15 protein-coding genes are annotated in these 17,883 nt (G+C 63.5%); 2 read left to right on the forward strand and 13 right to left on the reverse strand.

Translation table 11 applies throughout. The features are described 5' to 3' along the window. Positions 1-3 precede the first annotated feature (3 nt). From ACSQ3S_RS24795 to ACSQ3S_RS24815, 5 genes are all read right to left on the reverse strand, one after another. Positions 4-957, reverse strand: a complete 954-nt coding sequence (locus ACSQ3S_RS24795; protein WP_436144082.1) for a peptidoglycan DD-metalloendopeptidase family protein — start codon at positions 955-957, stop codon at positions 4-6. Between the two features lie 41 nt (positions 958-998). Further along, the gene (locus tag ACSQ3S_RS24800; RefSeq protein ID WP_436144083.1) at positions 999-1,874 is read right to left on the reverse strand and encodes a protein-L-isoaspartate(D-aspartate) O-methyltransferase; all 876 of its coding nucleotides are present in this window, start codon (positions 1,872-1,874) and stop codon (positions 999-1,001) included. Then, positions 1,871-2,608: a 5'/3'-nucleotidase SurE gene (surE, locus tag ACSQ3S_RS24805; RefSeq protein ID WP_176651965.1), complete on the reverse strand. Its 738-nt coding sequence runs from the start codon at positions 2,606-2,608 to the stop codon at positions 1,871-1,873. Before surE ends, ACSQ3S_RS24800 begins: the two co-directional genes overlap by 4 nt. Positions 2,609-2,678: 70 nt before the next feature. Then, positions 2,679-4,643: a KGGVGR-motif variant AAA ATPase gene (locus tag ACSQ3S_RS24810; RefSeq protein WP_176651966.1), complete on the reverse strand. Its 1,965-nt coding sequence runs from the start codon at positions 4,641-4,643 to the stop codon at positions 2,679-2,681. A 10-nt stretch (positions 4,644-4,653) separates the two neighbouring features. Further along, on the reverse strand, positions 4,654-5,259 hold the full coding sequence (locus ACSQ3S_RS24815) for a toll/interleukin-1 receptor domain-containing protein (RefSeq protein ID WP_176651967.1): 606 nt from the start codon (positions 5,257-5,259) through the stop codon (positions 4,654-4,656). Between the two features lie 178 nt (positions 5,260-5,437). Here ACSQ3S_RS24815 and ACSQ3S_RS24820 point away from each other — a divergent pair, with 178 nt between their 5' ends. Next, complete coding sequence (locus ACSQ3S_RS24820) at positions 5,438-6,412, forward strand: NADPH:quinone oxidoreductase family protein (RefSeq protein WP_436144084.1); 975 nt, start codon at positions 5,438-5,440, stop codon at positions 6,410-6,412. Between the two features lie 100 nt (positions 6,413-6,512). Here ACSQ3S_RS24820 and ACSQ3S_RS24825 read toward each other — a convergent pair whose 3' ends face one another. Next, positions 6,513-8,549, reverse strand: a complete 2,037-nt coding sequence (locus ACSQ3S_RS24825) for an ATP-dependent DNA helicase (RefSeq protein WP_436144085.1) — start codon at positions 8,547-8,549, stop codon at positions 6,513-6,515. 30 nt (positions 8,550-8,579) lie between these two features. Further along, positions 8,580-8,780 (reverse strand): YdcH family protein, encoded by a 201-nt coding sequence (locus ACSQ3S_RS24830; RefSeq protein ID WP_008450659.1) that lies wholly within the window; start codon positions 8,778-8,780, stop codon positions 8,580-8,582. Between the two features lie 146 nt (positions 8,781-8,926). Here ACSQ3S_RS24830 and ACSQ3S_RS24835 point away from each other — a divergent pair, with 146 nt between their 5' ends. Then, positions 8,927-9,730: a PP2C family protein-serine/threonine phosphatase gene (locus tag ACSQ3S_RS24835; RefSeq protein WP_176651969.1), complete on the forward strand. Its 804-nt coding sequence runs from the start codon at positions 8,927-8,929 to the stop codon at positions 9,728-9,730. Here ACSQ3S_RS24835 and ACSQ3S_RS24840 read toward each other — a convergent pair whose 3' ends face one another. From ACSQ3S_RS24840 to ACSQ3S_RS24865, 6 genes are all read right to left on the reverse strand, one after another. Further along, positions 9,731-10,435: a hypothetical protein gene (locus ACSQ3S_RS24840; protein ID WP_353402783.1), complete on the reverse strand. Its 705-nt coding sequence runs from the start codon at positions 10,433-10,435 to the stop codon at positions 9,731-9,733. It lies immediately after the preceding gene. Positions 10,436-10,454: 19 nt separating this feature from the next. After that, complete coding sequence (zapE, locus tag ACSQ3S_RS24845; protein ID WP_176651970.1) at positions 10,455-11,552, reverse strand: cell division protein ZapE; 1,098 nt, start codon at positions 11,550-11,552, stop codon at positions 10,455-10,457. A gap of 159 nt (positions 11,553-11,711) precedes the next feature. After that, positions 11,712-13,142 carry a dihydrolipoyl dehydrogenase gene (lpdA, locus tag ACSQ3S_RS24850; protein ID WP_353402781.1) on the reverse strand — a complete coding sequence of 477 codons (1,431 nt, stop codon included), beginning with the start codon at positions 13,140-13,142 and terminating at the stop codon, positions 11,712-11,714. A gap of 3 nt (positions 13,143-13,145) precedes the next feature. Then, positions 13,146-13,478 (reverse strand): PspC domain-containing protein, encoded by a 333-nt coding sequence (locus ACSQ3S_RS24855; RefSeq protein ID WP_176651972.1) that lies wholly within the window; start codon positions 13,476-13,478, stop codon positions 13,146-13,148. A 54-nt stretch (positions 13,479-13,532) separates the two neighbouring features. Further along, the gene (gene odhB / locus ACSQ3S_RS24860; protein WP_436144086.1) at positions 13,533-14,786 is read right to left on the reverse strand and encodes a 2-oxoglutarate dehydrogenase complex dihydrolipoyllysine-residue succinyltransferase; all 1,254 of its coding nucleotides are present in this window, start codon (positions 14,784-14,786) and stop codon (positions 13,533-13,535) included. Between the two features lie 73 nt (positions 14,787-14,859). After that, entirely contained in the window at positions 14,860-17,715 is a 2,856-nt protein-coding gene (locus tag ACSQ3S_RS24865) for a 2-oxoglutarate dehydrogenase E1 component (RefSeq protein WP_176651974.1), read from the reverse strand. Positions 17,716-17,883 lie beyond the last annotated feature (168 nt).

Raw genomic sequence — 17,883 nt, forward strand, 5'->3', positions numbered from 1 at the left:
CAGCTAGCGGTTAGGCAGGAATTTGGACGGATCCACCGGCTTGCCCTGCTGCCTGATTTCAAAGTGCAGCTTGACGGAGTCGGCATCGGAATCGCCCATTTCCGCAATCATTTGTCCCTTGGTCACGCTCTGGCCTTCCTTGACCACAATCGTACGATTGTGCGCGTAGGCCGACAACAAGCTATTACTGTGCTTCACAATAACGAGATTACCATAACCGCGGATGCCGCTGCCTGCATACATCACTTTTCCGGCCCCGGCAGCCACGACCTGCTGGCCCGCCTTGCCGGCGATATCGACGCCCTTGTTCTTGCCTTCGTCGAAGGTGGCGACGACTTTGCCCTCGGACGGCCACATCCAGCTCAGTTTTTCATCGTCGGCGCCGGGCGCCACCACCGGCGGCGCGGCGACCACGGCAGGGGACGGCGCCGGCGCGGGAGCAGGCACGGACGCCGGCTTGGTCGTGCCATTGCCTTCGCCCTTGCCGTTTTCCGGACGCTGCAGCTCGGCCAGCGCGCTGTCGGAATAAGGTTTCTTCTCGCCCTTGGGCTCGGTCTTCTTGATCACCGGCGGAGGCGGCGGCGTCTTGTCCGGCGGCGGCATGACGATGGCGCCGGTCTGCACGCCGTTGCCGGTGGCCGCCGTGCTTTCCGGCGGCAGCACGCGCAGCACCTGGTCGACCTTGATGTCGTTCGGGTTGGACAGGTTGTTCCAGGTCACCAGGTCGCGGTAATTCTGACCATACTCAAGCGCGATGCGGATCAGCGTGTCGCCCTTCTTGACCGTGTACAGGCCGCGCTCGTCGCGGGTGACCTGCGCCGACTCGCTCGGGGTGGCCGGCTTGACCGGCGGCGGCTGGGTGCGGTCGACAACCGGCGCTTGATTCGGGGTGGTGGTGCAGGCGCTCAGCAAGGCGAGCGCAAAGCTCAAAACGAGCAAGTTACTTTTATTAGTCATTCTCATCTTAATGTTCTAGTGGTTCGGACGCGACCGCACAATCAAACCGTGCCCGGCCGCAGCGGCACGAAATGGCAGTCTTCCAGCGTAACGCTGGTCCATTCCGCCTTGCCGATGCGGGTAATCAGTTCCAGATGCTGGGCGCGGGCGCCGACCGGCGCGACCAGCCGGCCGCCGATGGTCAGCTGCTCCAGCAGCGCCTGCGGCACTTCCAGCCCGGCCGCGGCCAGGATGATGCCGTCGAACGGCGCCGCTTGCGGCAGGCCAAGCATACCATCTCCGTAGTGCAAACGCAGGTTCGGCACGCGCAGCGGACGCAGATTAGCCTTGGCCAGCTCGTGCAGCGGCTTGATGCGCTCGATCGAATACACCTGCTGCGCCACGCAGGCCAGCACCGCCGCCTGGTAGCCGCAGCCGGTGCCGATCTCCAGCACGTTCTTTAGTTGGCCGCCGTTGCGCATCACCTCGATCATGCGCGCCACGATGTAGGGCTGGGAGATGGTCTGGTGATGGCCGATCGGCAGCGAGGCGTCGATATAGGCCTGGGAAGCGAGCCCCTCGTCCATGAACATATGGCGCGGCACGCTTTCCATCGCGCCCAGCACCACGGCATCCTTGACGCCCTGCCTGGCCACGCGCTGGACCATGGCGCGGCGCACCGCCTCGGACACCAGCGGATTCTGGCGCGGCGCCGGCGCCGGCAGCGGCTGCGCCCGCTCCATCGCGTAGCTGTGCGACTTGGACGGCGCCGCCACCGGGCGCGGGTTCGAATAACCGTGCTGCGGCGCCACGTGGCGGGCCGCGTTCTGGGTCGCCGTCTGCGGCGTGGCCACCGGCGCGAACACCGTGGCCTTCTTGCCCCCCTTGTCGACTACCGAGGATAGCGGGAGGGGAAAGCTACGGTTTTTGTCGGTCATGCCAGGGCCTTTGCCAATGCATCGAGTTGGGTTTTATGGGTCAGGTCGATCTGCAACGGCGTGATCGAGGTCTGCCCCTGGGCGCAGGCATAAAAATCGGTGCCTACACCCGCGTCCTTGGTCGCGCCCGGCGGCCCGATCCAGAAGATTTCCTTGCCGCGCGGGTCTTGCGAACGGATCACCGGTTCGGCCTGGTGGCGGCGCCCCAGCCGGGTGGCGACCGGAGTCGACAGCCGCTCGTAGGGCCGGTTCGGAATGTTGACGTTCAGCAGATATGGCGCCGGCAGCAATGCATAGTAGCGCTCGACGATGTCGCGCGCATGACGGGCGGCGTCCTCGATATGTTCCCAGCCGTGGGCGCCCTGCGAGAACGCGATGGCCGGTATGCCGAACAGATAGCCCTCGGTGGCGGCGGCGACGGTGCCGGAGTACAGCGTGTCGTCGCCCATGTTGGGACCGTTGTTGATGCCGGAGACGACCAGGTCGGGCCGGTAGTCCAGCATGCCGGTCAGCGCCACGTGGACGCAGTCGGTCGGCGTGCCGTTGACAAAATAGAAACCATTGGCGGCCTGCTGCACCGACAGCGGCCGGTCCAGCGACAGGGAGTTGGACGCGCCGGAGCGGTTGCTGTCCGGCGCCACCACCACGATGTCGGCGATGGCCGCCAGGGCCTCGGCCAGCGCGTTGATGCCCGGCGCCAGGTAGCCGTCGTCATTACTGATCAGGATTCTCATACCGGAGATTTTACCTGAAGCAATGGCCGGACTGCGCGCGCCGGGGCGCTCCGGGCCAGATAAATTTGCGCTAGCGTGGCGCCGCCCGCGCGGCGGCCATATGGCCTTCCAGCGCCAGCAGTTCATCGGTGGTGCGCGACCACAGATCGCCGGGCGAGACCGCGCCGGGGGCGCGCAGCGGCCGGGCTAGCGCATCGCTGTAGTCGTCCATGGCCGCGTCCTGATGCAGCTCCTCCGGCACCATCAGCGGCTCCCCCAGCTTGTCCGCCGGTTCGCCGCCCAGCTGGATCTGGACGTCGATCAGCTGTTCGCGCGCCTTGCGCGTTTCCGGATGGTCGGGGCCGTGGCGGTGGAGCTGCGCCTGCAGCACGGCATCGAACAGGCTGCGGGCGGCGTCCAGCTCCTGCATGCGGAGCAAGGTGCAGGCCAGCGCCGTCTTGCTGCGCAGCGTATCGCTATGTTCGGCGCCCAGCAGGCGCTTGCGGCCGGCCAGCACCTGTTCCTGCGCGATGCGCGCGTGTTCGGTGTCGCCGCGCTGGAACAGCATGTCGGCGCGGCCGGCCCGGCAGGTCAGGGTCAGCAGGTGCTCGGGGCCGAGCAGGCGCAGATAGGATTCCAGCACCAGATCCTGAATCGCCAGCGCCTCGGCGATGCGTCCCTGTTGCGCCAGCGTGGCGGCCAGATTGGCGCGCGCCGCCAGCGTATCCAGGTGCTCCGGCCCCAGCAGACGCTGGCGCGCCTCGACCACGCATTCTTCGAGGAATTGCGCTTCGTCCAGCCGGCCCTGCATGCGCAGCGCCACCGCCAGGTTGGCCTTGCTGGCCAGCGTGTCGGCATGGTCTTCGCCCAGACCGCGCTGGCGCAACGACATGCTTTCCTCGAAACAGTCCAGCGCCTGCCGCAGCTTGCCTTCGCGCCGGTAGAGTTCGCCCAGCAGGTTCAGATCGCGCGCCAGCGGCTGCGCCAGCGCGCGCGCTCCGCCCTCGTCCAGCGCATGGCGCGCCTCGCCGATGGTGGCCTGCAGCTGGATTTCGCGCCGCGATTGCCATGGGAAATAGCCGTCGGCCAGCCAGTCCAGGAAGGCCTCGAAGGTGCGGGTCAGCGAAAACCGGTCGCCGCCCTGATCCAGGCGCACCGCCAGCTGCTCGCCGTAGGCAAAGGTGCGGGTCTGCTGCAACTGGACTTCGTCGAAATAGCTGTCCAGCGACAATTGCTGCATGCCGTAGCACTCGCCCAGCAGCCGCTCGAAGATGGGCTGGTAGCCGAGGATGCGCTGCGACGGGGCTCCGCGCCGCCATTGCGCGCGCTGCGTGCTGTCGCTCATTTCGATGCGAGATGGCAGAGGATAGACCAATAATGGCCGCTGTTCGTCTTCATGGCTGCGCCGGTAGGCGGTCGCGCGGGTGACCAGCGCCTGCACGCCCTCCAGGCTTTGCCTGTTCGGCGTAAACACCACCACCAGCTTGCGCGGCAGCAAGGTTGTGCAGATGCCGGCGCTGTCCGTGCGGCCGGTGCGGGAATCGACCAGCACATAGCGGAAATGACGGGCCAGATTGTCGGCAAAGCAGCGAAACAGCGCCGGGCAACTGTCGAACAGCTCGTCCCAGCGCATGGCCGCGAGGCGCTCGCCGTAGCTGTCGTCGAAGCGGCCGGCCCGCATCAGGTACAGCTGGCTGCCCTGATCCACCCGGCTGACGTATTGTTCCCAACCGACGTCGGCCAGCACCTGCTGCGCCAGCGTCTCCTTGTCCAGCGTCCCGGCGCCGCGGCGGCGCATCAGTTGCTCCCGGCAAGCCTCAAACAGTTCCAGCACCCCCGGCCGCTCCTCGTGGTGGTCGAAATAATGGTGCAGGCCGGGCGCTTCCAGATCCCAATCGATCATCAATACCGGGGCGGTGGCGTTTTGCTGGCGCGCCAGCAGCACCGCTATATTGGACAGAGCCATCGTACGCCCTGTCCCACCCTTGTAAGAATAGAAAGTGACAACTTCGCCGTGGTCGGTCAACGGCGGCAGGGACAAGGAAATGGGTTCCATGACATACCTTTTAGCGTGGGAAGTGTGGAGGAGGAATGGCACGCCATTCCGGCGGGATATCCGGCATGACAAAGCGACCACAGTCATGCCCCGGCGGCGTGCATCGTTTTACGTAGTGATAGTGCGAAACAATACGAAGGACTATTTTTTCTATATCCGGAATGAACTCGGGGTTGGTCTTCAAGTCGCCACTGGCGAGCGTGTAGCGGGAAAAGTCGACGTACATGCCCGGCCCGGAAATCTGCGGCGGCAAACCGTCGGGGTGGCGGGTCATGATGACGGGGATGATCAGGTGGCTGGGTAGCTGGTACCACAGCTTGCGTTCGTTTTCGATAAGTTGCATTGCTGCAAACTCACGACGGGTGTAAGCGTGGGCCTCGTATTTCGGTGTATAAATAACAATCATGCAAGCGCTCTCACACAAGGCCCGCGCGATCTTCTGATCCAGGTCGTCCCCGCCACCGAGTTGCTCACTATCAACAAAGAGTTCGTTCTCGTTGTCGAAGTGAGGTTCCAGATAACATTTAAGCGCATCGACCAAATCGTTTTTGAACTTGTTCATATACGCGTGTTGGCCGTGTGCATAACTGAAAAAACAGCCGTGACGGATAGTCATGACATCCTCCGTTGCTGCACCCCAAAGGTGCAGCGATTAACCAACTCTAACAATCAGCTCAGCAGGCACTTTGCGCGAACGCAAAGGGACGGCAGGCCGATCTTTGCGCAAACCGGTGGCGATTTCAGGTATCATAAAAATCTAACGATCGTTCTATTTTCAAACCAAGGAGACCACAATGAAAGCTGTCGTATGCCAGGCCTGGGGATTGCCCGACACCCTCACCGTCCAGGAATTGCCCGATCCGCAAGCCGGTCCGGGTCAGGTTGTGATCGATGTCAAAGCGGCCGGCGTCAACTTTCCGGACGTGCTGATTGTTCAGGGCAAGTATCAGTTCAAGCCGGAACTGCCCTTCGTTCCAGGCAACGAAGTGGCCGGCGTGATCCGCTCGATTGCTGACGATGTGACAACTTTCAAGGTCGGAGACAAGGTCATCGCGTTCACGTCGACCGGTGGTTTCGGGCAACAATTAGTAGCGTCTGTGCAAGCCCTGGCACCTATGCCGCCAGGCATGGATTTCGAGACGGCGGCGGCCATCACCCTCACCTACGGCACCTCGCACCATGCGGTGGTGGACCGGGCCGCGCTAAAAGCTGGCGAGACCATGCTAGTACTTGGCGCGGCCGGGGGTGTGGGGCTGGCTGCGGTGGAGATCGGCAAAGCCCTTGGAGCCCGCATTATTGCTTGCGCTTCGACCGACGAGAAGCTGGAAGTGTGCAAAGCGCATGGCGCGGACGTGCTGATCAACTACAGCAAGGAAGATTTGCGCGAGGCGATCAAGGCGGCGACCGGCGGCAAGGGGCCGGACGTGATTTACGACCCGGTCGGCGGCGAATATTCGGAGCCGGCGTTCCGCTCGATCGGCTGGCGCGGACGGTATCTGGTGGTCGGGTTCGCCAACGGCGAGATTCCGAAACTGCCGCTCAATCTGACGCTGTTGAAGGGTGCTTCGCTGGTCGGCGTGTTCTGGGGCGAGTTCGTCAAACGGGAGCCGAAGGCCAACCTGGCGGGCATGCGGCAGCTGATGGGATGGTTACAGGAGGGCAAGATCAAGCCGCGCATTTCGGGACGCTACACGCTGGAACAGACCGCGCAGGCGCTCAATGACATGGCGGCCAGGAAGGTGACGGGCAAGGTGGTGATATTGCCATAATATCAAATACTCCCGTCATTCCCGCGAAAGCGGGAATTCATGCTGACTATGGATTTCCGCTTTCGCGGGAATGACGGCGCGTATTTTTTGATACTGGAAGTTACGATTCGGAATTCTTATTTTTGAAGAATTCGATGACCTCGGCCTGCTCGCGGGTGCGCTTGAAGGACGGCAAACTCTGCCAGATCCGCTTGCCGTAAGGCTTGGAAATCACCCGTGGATCGCACAACATCAGCACGCCGCGGTCGTTTTCGTCGCGGATCAGACGGCCGGCACCTTGCTTCAGGTTAATAATCGCCTCCGGCAAAGTGTGATGCATGAAGCCGTTCTTGCCCTGTTTTTCCATCACTTCGATGCGCGCGGCCAGCACCGGATCGTCCGGTGGGGCGAACGGAAGCTTGTCGATAATCACCAAAGACAGCGCATCGCCGCGCACGTCGACGCCTTCCCAGAAGCTTTGGGAGCCGATCAGCACGCCATTTCCCGCCTTGCGGAACTGGTCCAGCAGCTCGGTGCGGCCTTTATCGCCCTGCACAAACAGCGGAAACGGCAGGCCGCGCTGCTCGAATTCATCGCGCAAACGCTCGGCTGCGCGCTTCACGGCGCGCAAAGTCGTGCATAAAAGGAAGGTTTTTCCGCCCGCCGCCTCGATGATCGGCAGCGCATGGTCCAGCACGGCGTCCGTATAACCCATGGAATTCGGGTCCGGCAAGCCTTGCGGCACGTACAAAATGCCCTGCTGTTCATAGTTAAACGGGCTGGGCCAGGACTTCGACGGCTCACCGTCCAGGCCCATCTGTTCGGAAAAATGGCTGAAATCGTTCTTCACGGCCAAGGTCGCGGAGGTGAAAATCCAGCTGCGCGGCACGCCTTCGCGCTGGCCGTTGAAGATGGGTGCGATCGACAAAGGCGTCTTGTGCAGCTGCAGCGACGACGCATAGGCCTCGACCCAGAACACCGCTTCGGCGCCTTTTTCGACCTTGGCCTTCGGGTCGAATTTCCAATCCACCAACTTTTGCGCCAGTTCCAGGCCGCGCTGGCGGCATTGTTCCAGCGTTTCCGCGCGGGCGGCCTGGGTTTCCAGCACCGCCAGCATGCCGTCCAGTTCGTCTTTCAGGGTCTGCAAGGCCGGGAAAAAGTCGCTCGACGGCGCGATTTGCGGCAGCGACAGGCGAACAATGTCTTGCGGGAAAGTCAGACGCAGGTCGCGCGCGGCCTTCTCCACCACCGTGACCACCTTGCCCCAGTCGGCGCCGTCGCGGGCGTTCGACAAGCCCTCGGCCAGCACGTCGCGGCACAATTCCAGCACTTGCGAGGTCGAAAACGTGTCGCCGAAGAACAAGGTGGCGGTGTCGGGCAGCTGGTGCGCCTCGTCGAAGATGATGGTGTTGGCGGACGGCAGCAGCTCGGCGATGCCGGAATCCTTCAGCGCCACGTCGGCAAAGAACAGGTGGTGGTTGACCACCACCACGTCGGCCTGCTGCGCCTCCTTGCGCGCCTTCATGACGAAGCAATCCTGGTAGTACTGGCACTCGGAACCCATGCAATTGTCGCGGGTCGAGGTCACCAGGTTCCAGATCAGCGCGTTTTCGGGCACGCGGGCCAGCTCGGCCTTGTCGCCGGAATTGGTCATCTTCAGGAAGCGCGAGATTTCGCGCAGGTGGCCGACGTCGTCGCGCGAGGTCATGCGGCCGTTCTGCAGCGTGCGTTCCAGGTGGTAGTGGCACAGGTAGTTCGAGCGTCCCTTCAGCAGCGCCACCGACACCGGCGCCTGCAGGGCGGCGCGCACGGTCGGAATGTCGCGCAGGAACAGCTGGTCCTGCAAGTTCTTGGTGCCGGTGGAAACGATGGTCTTGCCGCCCCACAGCAGCGCCGGCACCAGGTAGGCGAAGGTCTTGCCGGTGCCGGTGCCGGCCTCGGCGATCAGGGTGGTCTGGCTGGCGATGGCCGCCGCGACCGCCTTGGCCATCTCGGTCTGCGACTTGCGCGGACGATATTCGCCGACAGCCGGCCCCAGCGGTCCGCCGGCGCCGAACAGGCGCTCAACCTCGGCATCGTGTTTTCCGGGGGGCAGGTCTGGCGTGGCGCCGATGACGGCGGGGATGGTATCGGCGGGCGTGGGAAGGTGTTCGGTCAAAATATACTTAGTTGGGGCGCAGGGCCGGACTCAGGCCGGCACATCGGGCACTAATTGCATTTTCAGCAGAGTGATATGGTCTTTCAATTGCAGCTTGCGCTTTTTGAGGCGGCGCAACTGCAGCTGATCGTGGTGGCCGTCCAGCGTCAGCATGTCGATGACCGCGTCCAAATCGCGGTGTTCGACGTCGAGTTCGATCAGACGACGCTGGATATCTTGTACATCAGTCATAATTCTCGGTCTTTACTCACCAAATAGTTTCACTGGAACAACAAAACGGTTGCATACAAACTGCGACACGGTGCATAGTTTAATCTACGGCGAGCTTGCCGCCAACAGAATGATCGCTCACCCGCGGTTCAGGATACAGTCACGTTATGAGCGCATACAAAATAGAAGCCGGTACGGCCCAGCATATCGGCAACCGGCCGCAGCAAAACGACCGGGTGGCCCTGTTCACGTCCGCCCAGGCGCCCGGCTACGTGATGGCGGTGCTGGCCGACGGCAACCACAGCCCCATCGGCTCGGACCAGGTGCTGCTGACCGGCAAACACTTGTTCGACGAGTTCCGCGTCGGCGACACGCCCAGCCTGCCGCGCCTGCAGGAACTGCTGCGCGCCATCGCGCTGGAGGCGCACCAGGTCATCAAGATGAATCCCATCGCCGCCACCACCGAGCCGCAAAGCGCGGTGGCGCTGCTGATACTGACGCCGGCCGGCCAGGTGGTCTGGGCGCATGTGGGCGACGCGCGGGTGTACCGCTTTGCCGGCGAGACCTGCGCGATGCGCAGCAACGACGGCGCCTATATCGAACACCTGGTCGAGCATGACAAGCTGCCGCTGGACGCCGCCAGGAAGCACCGCAACTCCAAGCTGCTCAGCAACGTGCTGGGCAACAGCTTCAAGACGCCGTTTGTCACGGTCGGCTGGCACGAAGGCCTGAAGGCGGGCGACGCCTTCCTGCTGTGCTCGGACGGCCTGTGGCAGTGGTTCAAGGATAGCGAACTGGCAGCGGTGGTGGCCCGCAACAGCCCGCGCCAGGCCGCCGAGCGCCTGGTCGGCAAGGCGGGCGAGCGGGCTCAGGGCAAGGGCGACAACTGCTCGATGGCGATCATCAAGCTGGTCGAGGTGCCGCAGGAGGCGCCGACCTACATCGTGCAGAAGATGCGCCGCGCGGTCTGACTACTTAGCGGCTGCGGCGGCTTTCTTTTTCTCCGCCTCCGCCTGGGCGGCGCGCTTGGCGTCGCTCTCGGCCTTCTTCCTGGCCACTTCGGCCTGGCGGCGCTCCGACTCCGCCTTCTTGCGCTCGAACGCGGCTACGTTGGCGGCGCGCTTGCCGGCGTCGGCCGCGTCCTGCGCTTCCATGCGCTTGACCTTGGCCGCATGTTCCGCTTCGCGGTCGACCACCTTGCCGGCCTTGGGCGGCGGACGCGGGGTTTCGTCGGCCACCTTCGGCGGCTTCGGCGGTTGTGCCGCGCGGGCGGCCTGCTCGTCCGCGTCCTTGCGGGCGCGCTCGGCCAGGTCGGCGTCGCGCCGGGCCACGGAATCCGCGCGCTTGAAGTGCTGCGCCTCGACCTCGACGGCGCGCAGCCGGGCCAGCGTGGCGCGGCGCTTTTCCTTGGCCTTGTCCAGGCAATTGTTGACGAAGAACTTGCTGTAACAAACGCGCTCGCTGGCGGCGAATTCGTCGTTGGCGGCGGCGCGCTCCCTGGTCACCTGCTCCAGCGTGGCGTTGGCCTGCTCCACCGAATGCGATTGCGGCACGCGCGGCGCGCCGACCGGATCCTGGCCGATGTCCTGCGCCTGCGCCGGCGCGGCCAGCGCCGCGAGGGCGGCCAAGGCAGCGGCTGCGATCATCTCGCCCAGCGGTTTCAAACTTGGTCTCATATTCTTATCCTGTTGCAGCTCAAGCCAGCGCACCGGCCGCGGCGCGCTGCTCCTTGTCCATGTACTCGCGCGATTGCATCTCGACGATGCGCGACACCGTGCGGTGAAATTCATTGGCCAGCGTACCGTTGGTGTACAGCTCTTCCGGTTCCACCTCGGCCGACATCAGCAGCTTGACGCCCTGATCGTAGAACACGTCGATCAGCCAGGTGAAGCGCCGCGCCTCCGACGACATCGCGGCCGACATCATCGGAATCCCGGACAATATCACGGTATGGAAGCGGCTGGCGATTTCCAGGTAATCGTTCTGCGAACGGGGGCCGCCGCACAGCGTGTTGAAATCGAACCAGATGATGGTGCCGGCGCGCCGCAGCGCGCGGATCTCGCGCGCCTCGATGCGCACCACCGGATCCTCGTCGGCGCTCTCGGCGATGCGCGAGTAGGCGTCGCGCAGCGCCTGGTCGGTCGTCGCGTTGAGCGGCGTGTAGTAGGAATCGACCTGCTCCAGCGCGCGGCCGCGGTAGTCGATGCCGGCATCGATGTTCATCACGTCCAGCTTGTCGTACAGCAGCGCGATGGTCGGCAGGATGCGGTCGCGGTGCAGACCGTCCGGGTACAGCAGTTTCGGATCGTAGTTCGAGGTCATGATGAAGGACACGCCGTTGTCGAACAATGCGCTCAACAGGTTGTACATGATCATGGCGTCGGCCACGTCCGAGATATGGAATTCGTCAAAGCAGATCAAACGGTATTTCTTGGCGATGCGCTTGGCCACCTCGTCCAGCGGATTGGCGACGCCGGTCAGCTCGTCGAGCTGGCGGTGCACGCCGCGCATGAATTCGTGGAAGTGCAGACGCGTCTTGCGCACCAGCGGCACCACCGAATAGAAGCTGTCCATCAGGAAGGACTTGCCGCGCCCTACCCCGCCCCACATGTAGACGCCCTTCGGCACGTCGGGACGATTGATCAGGCGCTTGAAGGTGCTGGAGCGCTGGCCCTTGTAGGCCACCCATTCGTCGTAGCACTGCTGCAGGCGGTCCACCGCGCGGCGCTGGGCCGCGTCGGCCTTGAAATTGCGCTCTTCCAGCGCATGCTGATAAAACTCTTCGACGTTCATGTGTTCGATTCTGTATGGCGGCTGCGCAAATAAAAACGGCGGGCCAACGGCCCGCCCGAGGTTGCTTCAAAGCGTGCGCGGCGAGGCGCGGCGACGAAGACAGTACAACTGTACGGCGAGTCGCAGCAACGAAGCCGCGCTCGCTTTTAAGCGACCTCGTTAGAAGTTCAGCGTACGCTTGTCGATCGCCAGCGCTGCTTCCTTGGTCGCTTCCGACAAGGATGGGTGTGCGTGGCAGATGCGCGCGATGTCTTCAGCCGAAGCCTTGAACTCCATCGCCACGACGGCTTCGGAGATCAGCTCGGAAGCCATCGGTCCGATGATGTGCACGCCCAGGATTTCGTCGGTGGTGGCATCGGCCAGGAACTTGACGAAGCCGGTGGTGTCGCCCAGCGCGCGCGCGCGGCCGTTGGCCAGGAACGGGAAGCTGCCGGCCTTGTAGGCCACGCCGTCGGCTTTCAGCTGCTGCTCGGTGCGGCCGACCCACGCGATTTCCGGCGAGGTGTAGATCACCCACGGAATCGTGTTGAAGTTGGTGTGGCCGTGCTGGCCGGCGATGGTCTCGGCAACCGCCACGCCTTCTTCCTCAGCCTTGTGCGCCAGCATCGGGCCGCGCACCACGTCGCCGATCGCCCAGACGTTGGGCAGGTTGGTCTTGCAGTCGCCGTCGACCGCGACGAAGCCGCGCTCGTCCAGCTGCAGGCCGGCCTTGTCGGCGGCCAGGCCGTCGGTGTTCGGCGTGCGGCCGATCGACACGATCAGGCGGTCGAAGGTGGCGGTGGTGGCTTCGCCCTTGGCGTTTTCGTATTCCACGGTGACGTCGTTCTTGCCCGGGGTGATCTTGCCGATCTTGCAGCCCAGGTTGATCGACAGCCCCTGCTTGGTGAACTGCTTCAGCGCTTCCTTGGCAACCTGCTCGTCGACCGCGCCGAGGAACACCGGCAGGCCTTCCAGCACGGTCACTTCGGAACCCAGGCGGCGCCATACGGAACCCATCTCCAGGCCGATGACGCCGGCGCCGATCACGCCCAGCTTCTTCGGCACCGCGCCGGTGGCCAGCGCGCCGGCGTTCGACAGGATCAGTTTTTCATCGAACGGTGCGCCAGGCAGCGCGCGCGCGTTGGAGCCGGTGGCGACGATGACGTGCTTGCCGGTGATGCTGTCGGCGCCAGGACCGGTGATGGTCAGCGGGTAGCCTTCGGCGGTGGCGGCGCCGGCGAATGCAGCGCGGCCGTGGAAGAAGGTGACCTTGTTTTTCTTGAACAGGAACAGGATGCCGTCGTTGTTCTGCTTGACCACGGTGTCCTTGCGCTTCAGCATCTGCGGCAGGTTCAGCGACAGGCCGGCGACATCGATGCCGTGCTCCTTGAACGCATGGCCGGCGTGCTCGTAGTGCTCCGACGATTGCAGCAGCGCTTTCGACGGGATGCAACCGACGTTGGTGCAGGTGCCGCCCGGCGCAGGGCCGCCTTTTTCATTTTCCCACGCGTCCACGCAGGCGACCGAGAAACCCAGTTGAGCGGCGCGGATGGCAGCGATGTAACCGCCAGGACCGGCGCCGATGACTACTACGTCAAATTGTTTACTCATTTTTTATTTTCCAATCAGTTCTTCTTCCGGCACGAAAATCCACAACAGCAGGTAGACCGCCAGGCCGAAACCAAAGGTGCACACGAACAGCACGAACAGCAAACGCCAGATCCACGATTCGACCCCGGTCACCTTGCCCAGCCCGCCGCAGACGCCGCCCAGCCAGCGGTCCGTTTGCGAACGGCGCAGGCGGGAGATGTCGCTGCCGACATCCTCGCCGGGACGGTAGTTGTCCTGGTTCAGCAGCCTGGCCTTGGCGGCGGCGTATTCCTCATCCGACAAGGCGCCGGCCTGGTGCAACTCGTGTAAACGCTTGATTTCTTCTGCGACGCTCATTCGTGATCCCCAGAGAAATTCCCGGGCTCGGACGAGCCCGGGGCAAGGCAGGAATTACAGGTCCAGCAGCAGGCGCGCAGGATCTTCCAGCGCTTCCTTCATGGCCACCAGGCCCAGCACGGCTTCGCGGCCGTCGATGATGCGGTGGTCGTAGGACATCGCCAGGTAATTCATCGGACGCACAACGATCTGGCCGTTTTCAACCACGGCGCGGTCCTTGGTCGCGTGCACGCCCAGGATGGCCGATTGTGGCGGGTTGATGATCGGGGTCGACAGCATGGAGCCGAAGGTGCCGCCGTTCGAGATCGAGAAGGTGCCGCCGGTCAGGTCGTCCAGGGTCAGCTTGCCTTCCTTGGCTTTCTGGCCGAATTCACCGATTTTCTTCTCGATGTCGGCGATCGACATCTGGTCGGCGTTGCGCAGGATAGGCACCACCAGGCCGCGCGGCGAACCGACAGCGATACCGATGTCGAAGTAGCCGTGGTAGACGATGTCGTTGCCGTCGACGGAGGCGTTGATGATCGGGTATTTCTTCAGCGCGGCAACGGCTGCCTTGACGAAGAAGGACATGAAGCCCAGCTTGACGCCGTGCTCTTTCTCGAACTTGTCCTTGTACTTGTTACGCAGGTCCATGACCGGCGCCATGTTCACTTCGTTGAACGTGGTCAGGATGGCGTTGGTCGATTGCGATTGCACCAGGCGCTCGGCGATACGGGCGCGCAGGCGGCTCATCGGCACGCGCTCTTCCGGACGATCGCCCAGGCCGGCGACCGCAGGGGCGGCAACCTGCTGCAGCGCAGGCTTGGCGGCTGGCGCTGCCAGTGGAGCGACTGCCGGTGCCTTGGCGCCAGCGGCCAGGGCGTCGCCCTTGGTCACGCGGCCGTCTTTGCCCGAACCGGCGACATCGCCAGCGCTCAGGCCTTTTTCGGACAGGATCTTGGCGGCGGCCGGCATGGCCACGTCGCCTTTGCTGCCACCGGTGGCGGCTGCAGGAGCTGCTGCTGGTGCTGCTGCGGCGGCTGGTGCCGGGGCGGCAGCGGCGGCAGGAGCTGCGACAGCGGCGGCGCCGTCGGTGTCGATCACGGCGATCAGTTCGTCGGCAACCACGGTGCTGCCGTCGCCCTTGATGATTTTGACCAGCACGCCGGCGGCTGGTGCAGGCAATTCCAGAACTACTTTATCGGTCTCGATGTCGATCAGGTTTTCGTCGCGCGCTACAGCGTCGCCGACTTTTTTATGCCAGGTCAGCATCGTGGCTTCTGCTACCGATTCCGACAGCTGGGGGACTTTGACTTCGATTTGTGCCATGTAAAACTCCGTAAATTGTTATTGCGGCGCCGCCCCGCGTAGCAGGACGGCGCTCCGTCATTAAGTATTGTGATTATTTCGTCAGGATGAAGCCCTTGAGCTTCGAGAACGCCGTCTCCAGCAAGTCTTTCTGCTGGGCGTAGTGCTTGTCGTAGTAACCGACAGCCGGCGATGCCGATGCTGGGCGGCCGGCGTATGCCAGGCGCTGACCAGCGTCCATGCTCTCGAAGATGTTGTGCTGAATCTGGAACCATGGGCCCTGATTCTGCGGCTCGTCCTGCGCCCACACCACTTCCGTCAGGCTTGGGAACTTCTTCAGCTCGGCGGCGAACGATTTGTGCGGGAACGGATACAGCTGTTCGATACGGATGATGGCGGTGTCGGTCTGGCCGCGGGTCTTGCGTGCGTTGACCAGGTCGTAGTAGACCTTGCCCGAGCAGGCGATCACGCGCTTGACCTTCTTGGCGTCGATTTTCTCGTCGACTTCGCCGATCACGGTCTGGAACGCGCCCTTGGCCAGCTCGTTCAGTGCCGAACCAGCGTCCTTGTTGCGCAGCAGCGATTTCGGCGTCAGGATCACCAGCGGCTTGCGGAACTGGCGCACCATCTGGCGACGCAGCACGTGGAAGATCTGCGCGGCGGTGGTCGGCTGCACCACTTGCATGTTGTTGTCGGCGCACAGCTGCAGGAAACGCTCAGGACGCGCGGACGAGTGCTCAGGACCCTGGCCTTCGTAACCGTGCGGCAGCATCATGACCAGGCCCGAAGCGCGGCCCCATTTCACTTCGCCGGAGCTGATGAACTGGTCGATGACCACTTGCGCGCCGTTGACGAAGTCGCCGAACTGGGCTTCCCAGATCGTCAGCGTGTTCGGCTCGGCGGTCGAGTAGCCGTATTCGAAGCCCAGCACCGCCTCTTCGGACAGCACGGAGTCGATCACGGTGAACGGCGCCTGGCCTTCGGCGATGTTCTCCAGCGGCACGTAGGTGCCGGCATCCCAGCGTTCGCGGTTCTGGTCGTGCAGCACGGCGTGGCGGTGCACGAAGGTGCCGCGGCCGGCGTCCTGGCCGGTCAGGCGCACGGCGTAGCCGGATGCGACCAGCGAGGCGTAGGCCAGGTGTTCGCCCATGCCCCAGTCCAGGTTCAGTTCGCCGCGGCCCATCGAGGCGCGGTCGCCCAGGACCTTTTCAACCAGCGAGTGCACTTTGAAACCTTCCGGCACGGTGGTGATGCGGCCGGCCAGGCGTTTCAGTTCGGTCATCGGCACGGCGGTGTCGGCCGAGTCGGTCCACTTGCGGTTCAGGAACGGCAGCCAGTCGACGGCGTACTTGTTCTTGAAGTTCGAGATCACCGGATCGACGGTGTGCTTGCCGGCGTCCATGGCGTCGCGGAAGGCCGCTTGCATCTGTTCGCCGCCGTCGGCCGCGATCACGGTCTGCGCCACCAGCTTGTCCGCGTACAGCTTGCGGGTGCCTGGGTGCTGGCCGATTTTCTTGTACATCAGCGGCTGGGTCAGCGCCGGCGTATCTTGTTCGTTGTGGCCCAGTTTGCGGTAGCAGATGATGTCGACAACGATATCCTTCTGGAACTGCAGGCGGTAGTCCATGGCGATCTGCGAAGCCAGTACCACGGCTTCAGGATCGTCGGCGTTCACGTGCAGCACCGGCGCTTCGATCATCTTGACCACGTCGGAGCAGTAGATGGTCGAACGCGCGTCGCGCGGGTCCGAGGTGGTGAAGCCGATCTGGTTGTTGATGACGATATGCACCGTGCCGCCCGTGCCGTAGCCGCGGGTCTGCGCCAGGTTCAGCGTTTCCATCACGACGCCCTGGCCTGCGAAGGCGGCGTCGCCGTGCACCAGGATAGGCAGCACTTGCTTGCCCAGCGTGTCGCCACGGCGGTCCATGCGCGCCTTGACCGAGCCTTCGACCACAGGATTGACGATTTCCAGGTGCGACGGGTTGAACGCCAGCGACAGGTGGACCGGACCGCCGGCGGTCGAGATGTCCGACGAGAAGCCCTGGTGGTATTTGACGTCGCCGGCCGGCAGGTCGTCGCCGTGCTTGCCTTCGAATTCTTCGAACAGTTCCTTGGGCGACTTGCCCAGGGTGTTGACCAGCACGTTCAGGCGGCCGCGGTGGGCCATGCCGATAACGATCTCCTGCACGCCTTTTTCGCCGGCGCGCTGGATGATTTCGTCGATCGAGGCGATGAACGTTTCGCCGCCTTCCAGCGAGAAGCGTTTCTGGCCGACGTACTTGGTGTGCAGGTAGCGCTCCAGGCCTTCAGCGGCGGTCAGGCGCTCGAGGATGTGTTTTTTCTTCTCAGGCGTGAAGTTCGGGGTCGAGCGGATCGACTCCAGGCGCTCTTGCAGCCAGCGCTTTTCAGCCGGGTCGGAGATGTACATGTACTCTGCGCCGATCGAACGGGTGTAGGTGTCGCGCAGGTAGTTCAGCAGGTCGCGCAGGGTCGCGGTTTCCGGGCCGAAGTAGGTGTTGCTGATGTTGAACACGGTGTCCATGTCCGCGTCGGTGAAGCCGTAGAAGCTCGGCTCCAGCTCGTTGATCGACGGACGTTCCTGACGCTGCAGCGGATCCAGGTTGGCCCAGCGGGAACCCAGGTAGCGGTAGGCGGCGATCAGCTGGGTCGCGGCGACGCGCTTGCGGCCCATTTCGGCGTCGGCCGAGGCAACCACGGTACGGATCGGGCCGGCTTTCGCGCGTTCGGCGAAGGAGGCGATGACCGAAGCGTGAGCGACGTCTGGTTTGTTGGAGCCATCGACTGCCGGTACGTGCTGCATGGCGTCGAAGTAGGCGCGCCAGTTGTCTGGCACGGAACCTGGGTTGTTGAGATACGCTTCGTACAGTTCTTCGACGTACGGGGCGTTCCCACCAAACAGGTAGGAATTGGACGTATATTGTTGCATCATCTTGCTCACCTTTCTTCGCGCTTCGCGAGGAATTAGCGGGTTAATCTAACCTTCCGCGACACGGCCTGACCGGTTAGCGGATTGCACATCAAGTTGTGGGGAAGGGCTATAGTTCTTCAGGTACTACAAAATCGGTCATTCAGCATAGCACCGGTATTGTATCCCAAC

It is taken from the genome of Duganella sp. LjRoot269 (genome assembly GCF_964254095.1).
GTDB lineage: Bacteria > Pseudomonadota > Gammaproteobacteria > Burkholderiales > Burkholderiaceae_D > Rugamonas > Rugamonas hordei.

Excerpts from the sequence above, each read along its gene's own strand:
- ACSQ3S_RS24795 (WP_436144082.1), bottom strand. The coding sequence starts at position 957 with ATGACTAATAAAAGTAACTTGCTCGTTTTGAGCTTTGCGCTCGCCTTG.
- ACSQ3S_RS24800 (WP_436144083.1), bottom strand. The coding sequence starts at position 1,874 with ATGACCGACAAAAACCGTAGCTTTCCCCTCCCGCTATCCTCGGTAGTC.
- surE (WP_176651965.1), bottom strand. The coding sequence starts at position 2,608 with ATGAGAATCCTGATCAGTAATGACGACGGCTACCTGGCGCCGGGCATC.
- ACSQ3S_RS24810 (WP_176651966.1), bottom strand. The coding sequence starts at position 4,643 with ATGGAACCCATTTCCTTGTCCCTGCCGCCGTTGACCGACCACGGCGAA.
- ACSQ3S_RS24815 (WP_176651967.1), bottom strand. The coding sequence starts at position 5,259 with ATGACTATCCGTCACGGCTGTTTTTTCAGTTATGCACACGGCCAACAC.
- ACSQ3S_RS24820 (WP_436144084.1), top strand. The coding sequence starts at position 5,438 with ATGAAAGCTGTCGTATGCCAGGCCTGGGGATTGCCCGACACCCTCACC.
- ACSQ3S_RS24830 (WP_008450659.1), bottom strand. The coding sequence starts at position 8,780 with ATGACTGATGTACAAGATATCCAGCGTCGTCTGATCGAACTCGACGTC.
- ACSQ3S_RS24835 (WP_176651969.1), top strand. The coding sequence starts at position 8,927 with ATGAGCGCATACAAAATAGAAGCCGGTACGGCCCAGCATATCGGCAAC.
- ACSQ3S_RS24840 (WP_353402783.1), bottom strand. The coding sequence starts at position 10,435 with ATGAGACCAAGTTTGAAACCGCTGGGCGAGATGATCGCAGCCGCTGCC.
- zapE (WP_176651970.1), bottom strand. The coding sequence starts at position 11,552 with ATGAACGTCGAAGAGTTTTATCAGCATGCGCTGGAAGAGCGCAATTTC.
- lpdA (WP_353402781.1), bottom strand. The coding sequence starts at position 13,142 with ATGAGTAAACAATTTGACGTAGTAGTCATCGGCGCCGGTCCTGGCGGT.
- ACSQ3S_RS24855 (WP_176651972.1), bottom strand. The coding sequence starts at position 13,478 with ATGAGCGTCGCAGAAGAAATCAAGCGTTTACACGAGTTGCACCAGGCC.
- odhB (WP_436144086.1), bottom strand. The coding sequence starts at position 14,786 with ATGGCACAAATCGAAGTCAAAGTCCCCCAGCTGTCGGAATCGGTAGCA.
- ACSQ3S_RS24865 (WP_176651974.1), bottom strand. The coding sequence starts at position 17,715 with ATGATGCAACAATATACGTCCAATTCCTACCTGTTTGGTGGGAACGCC.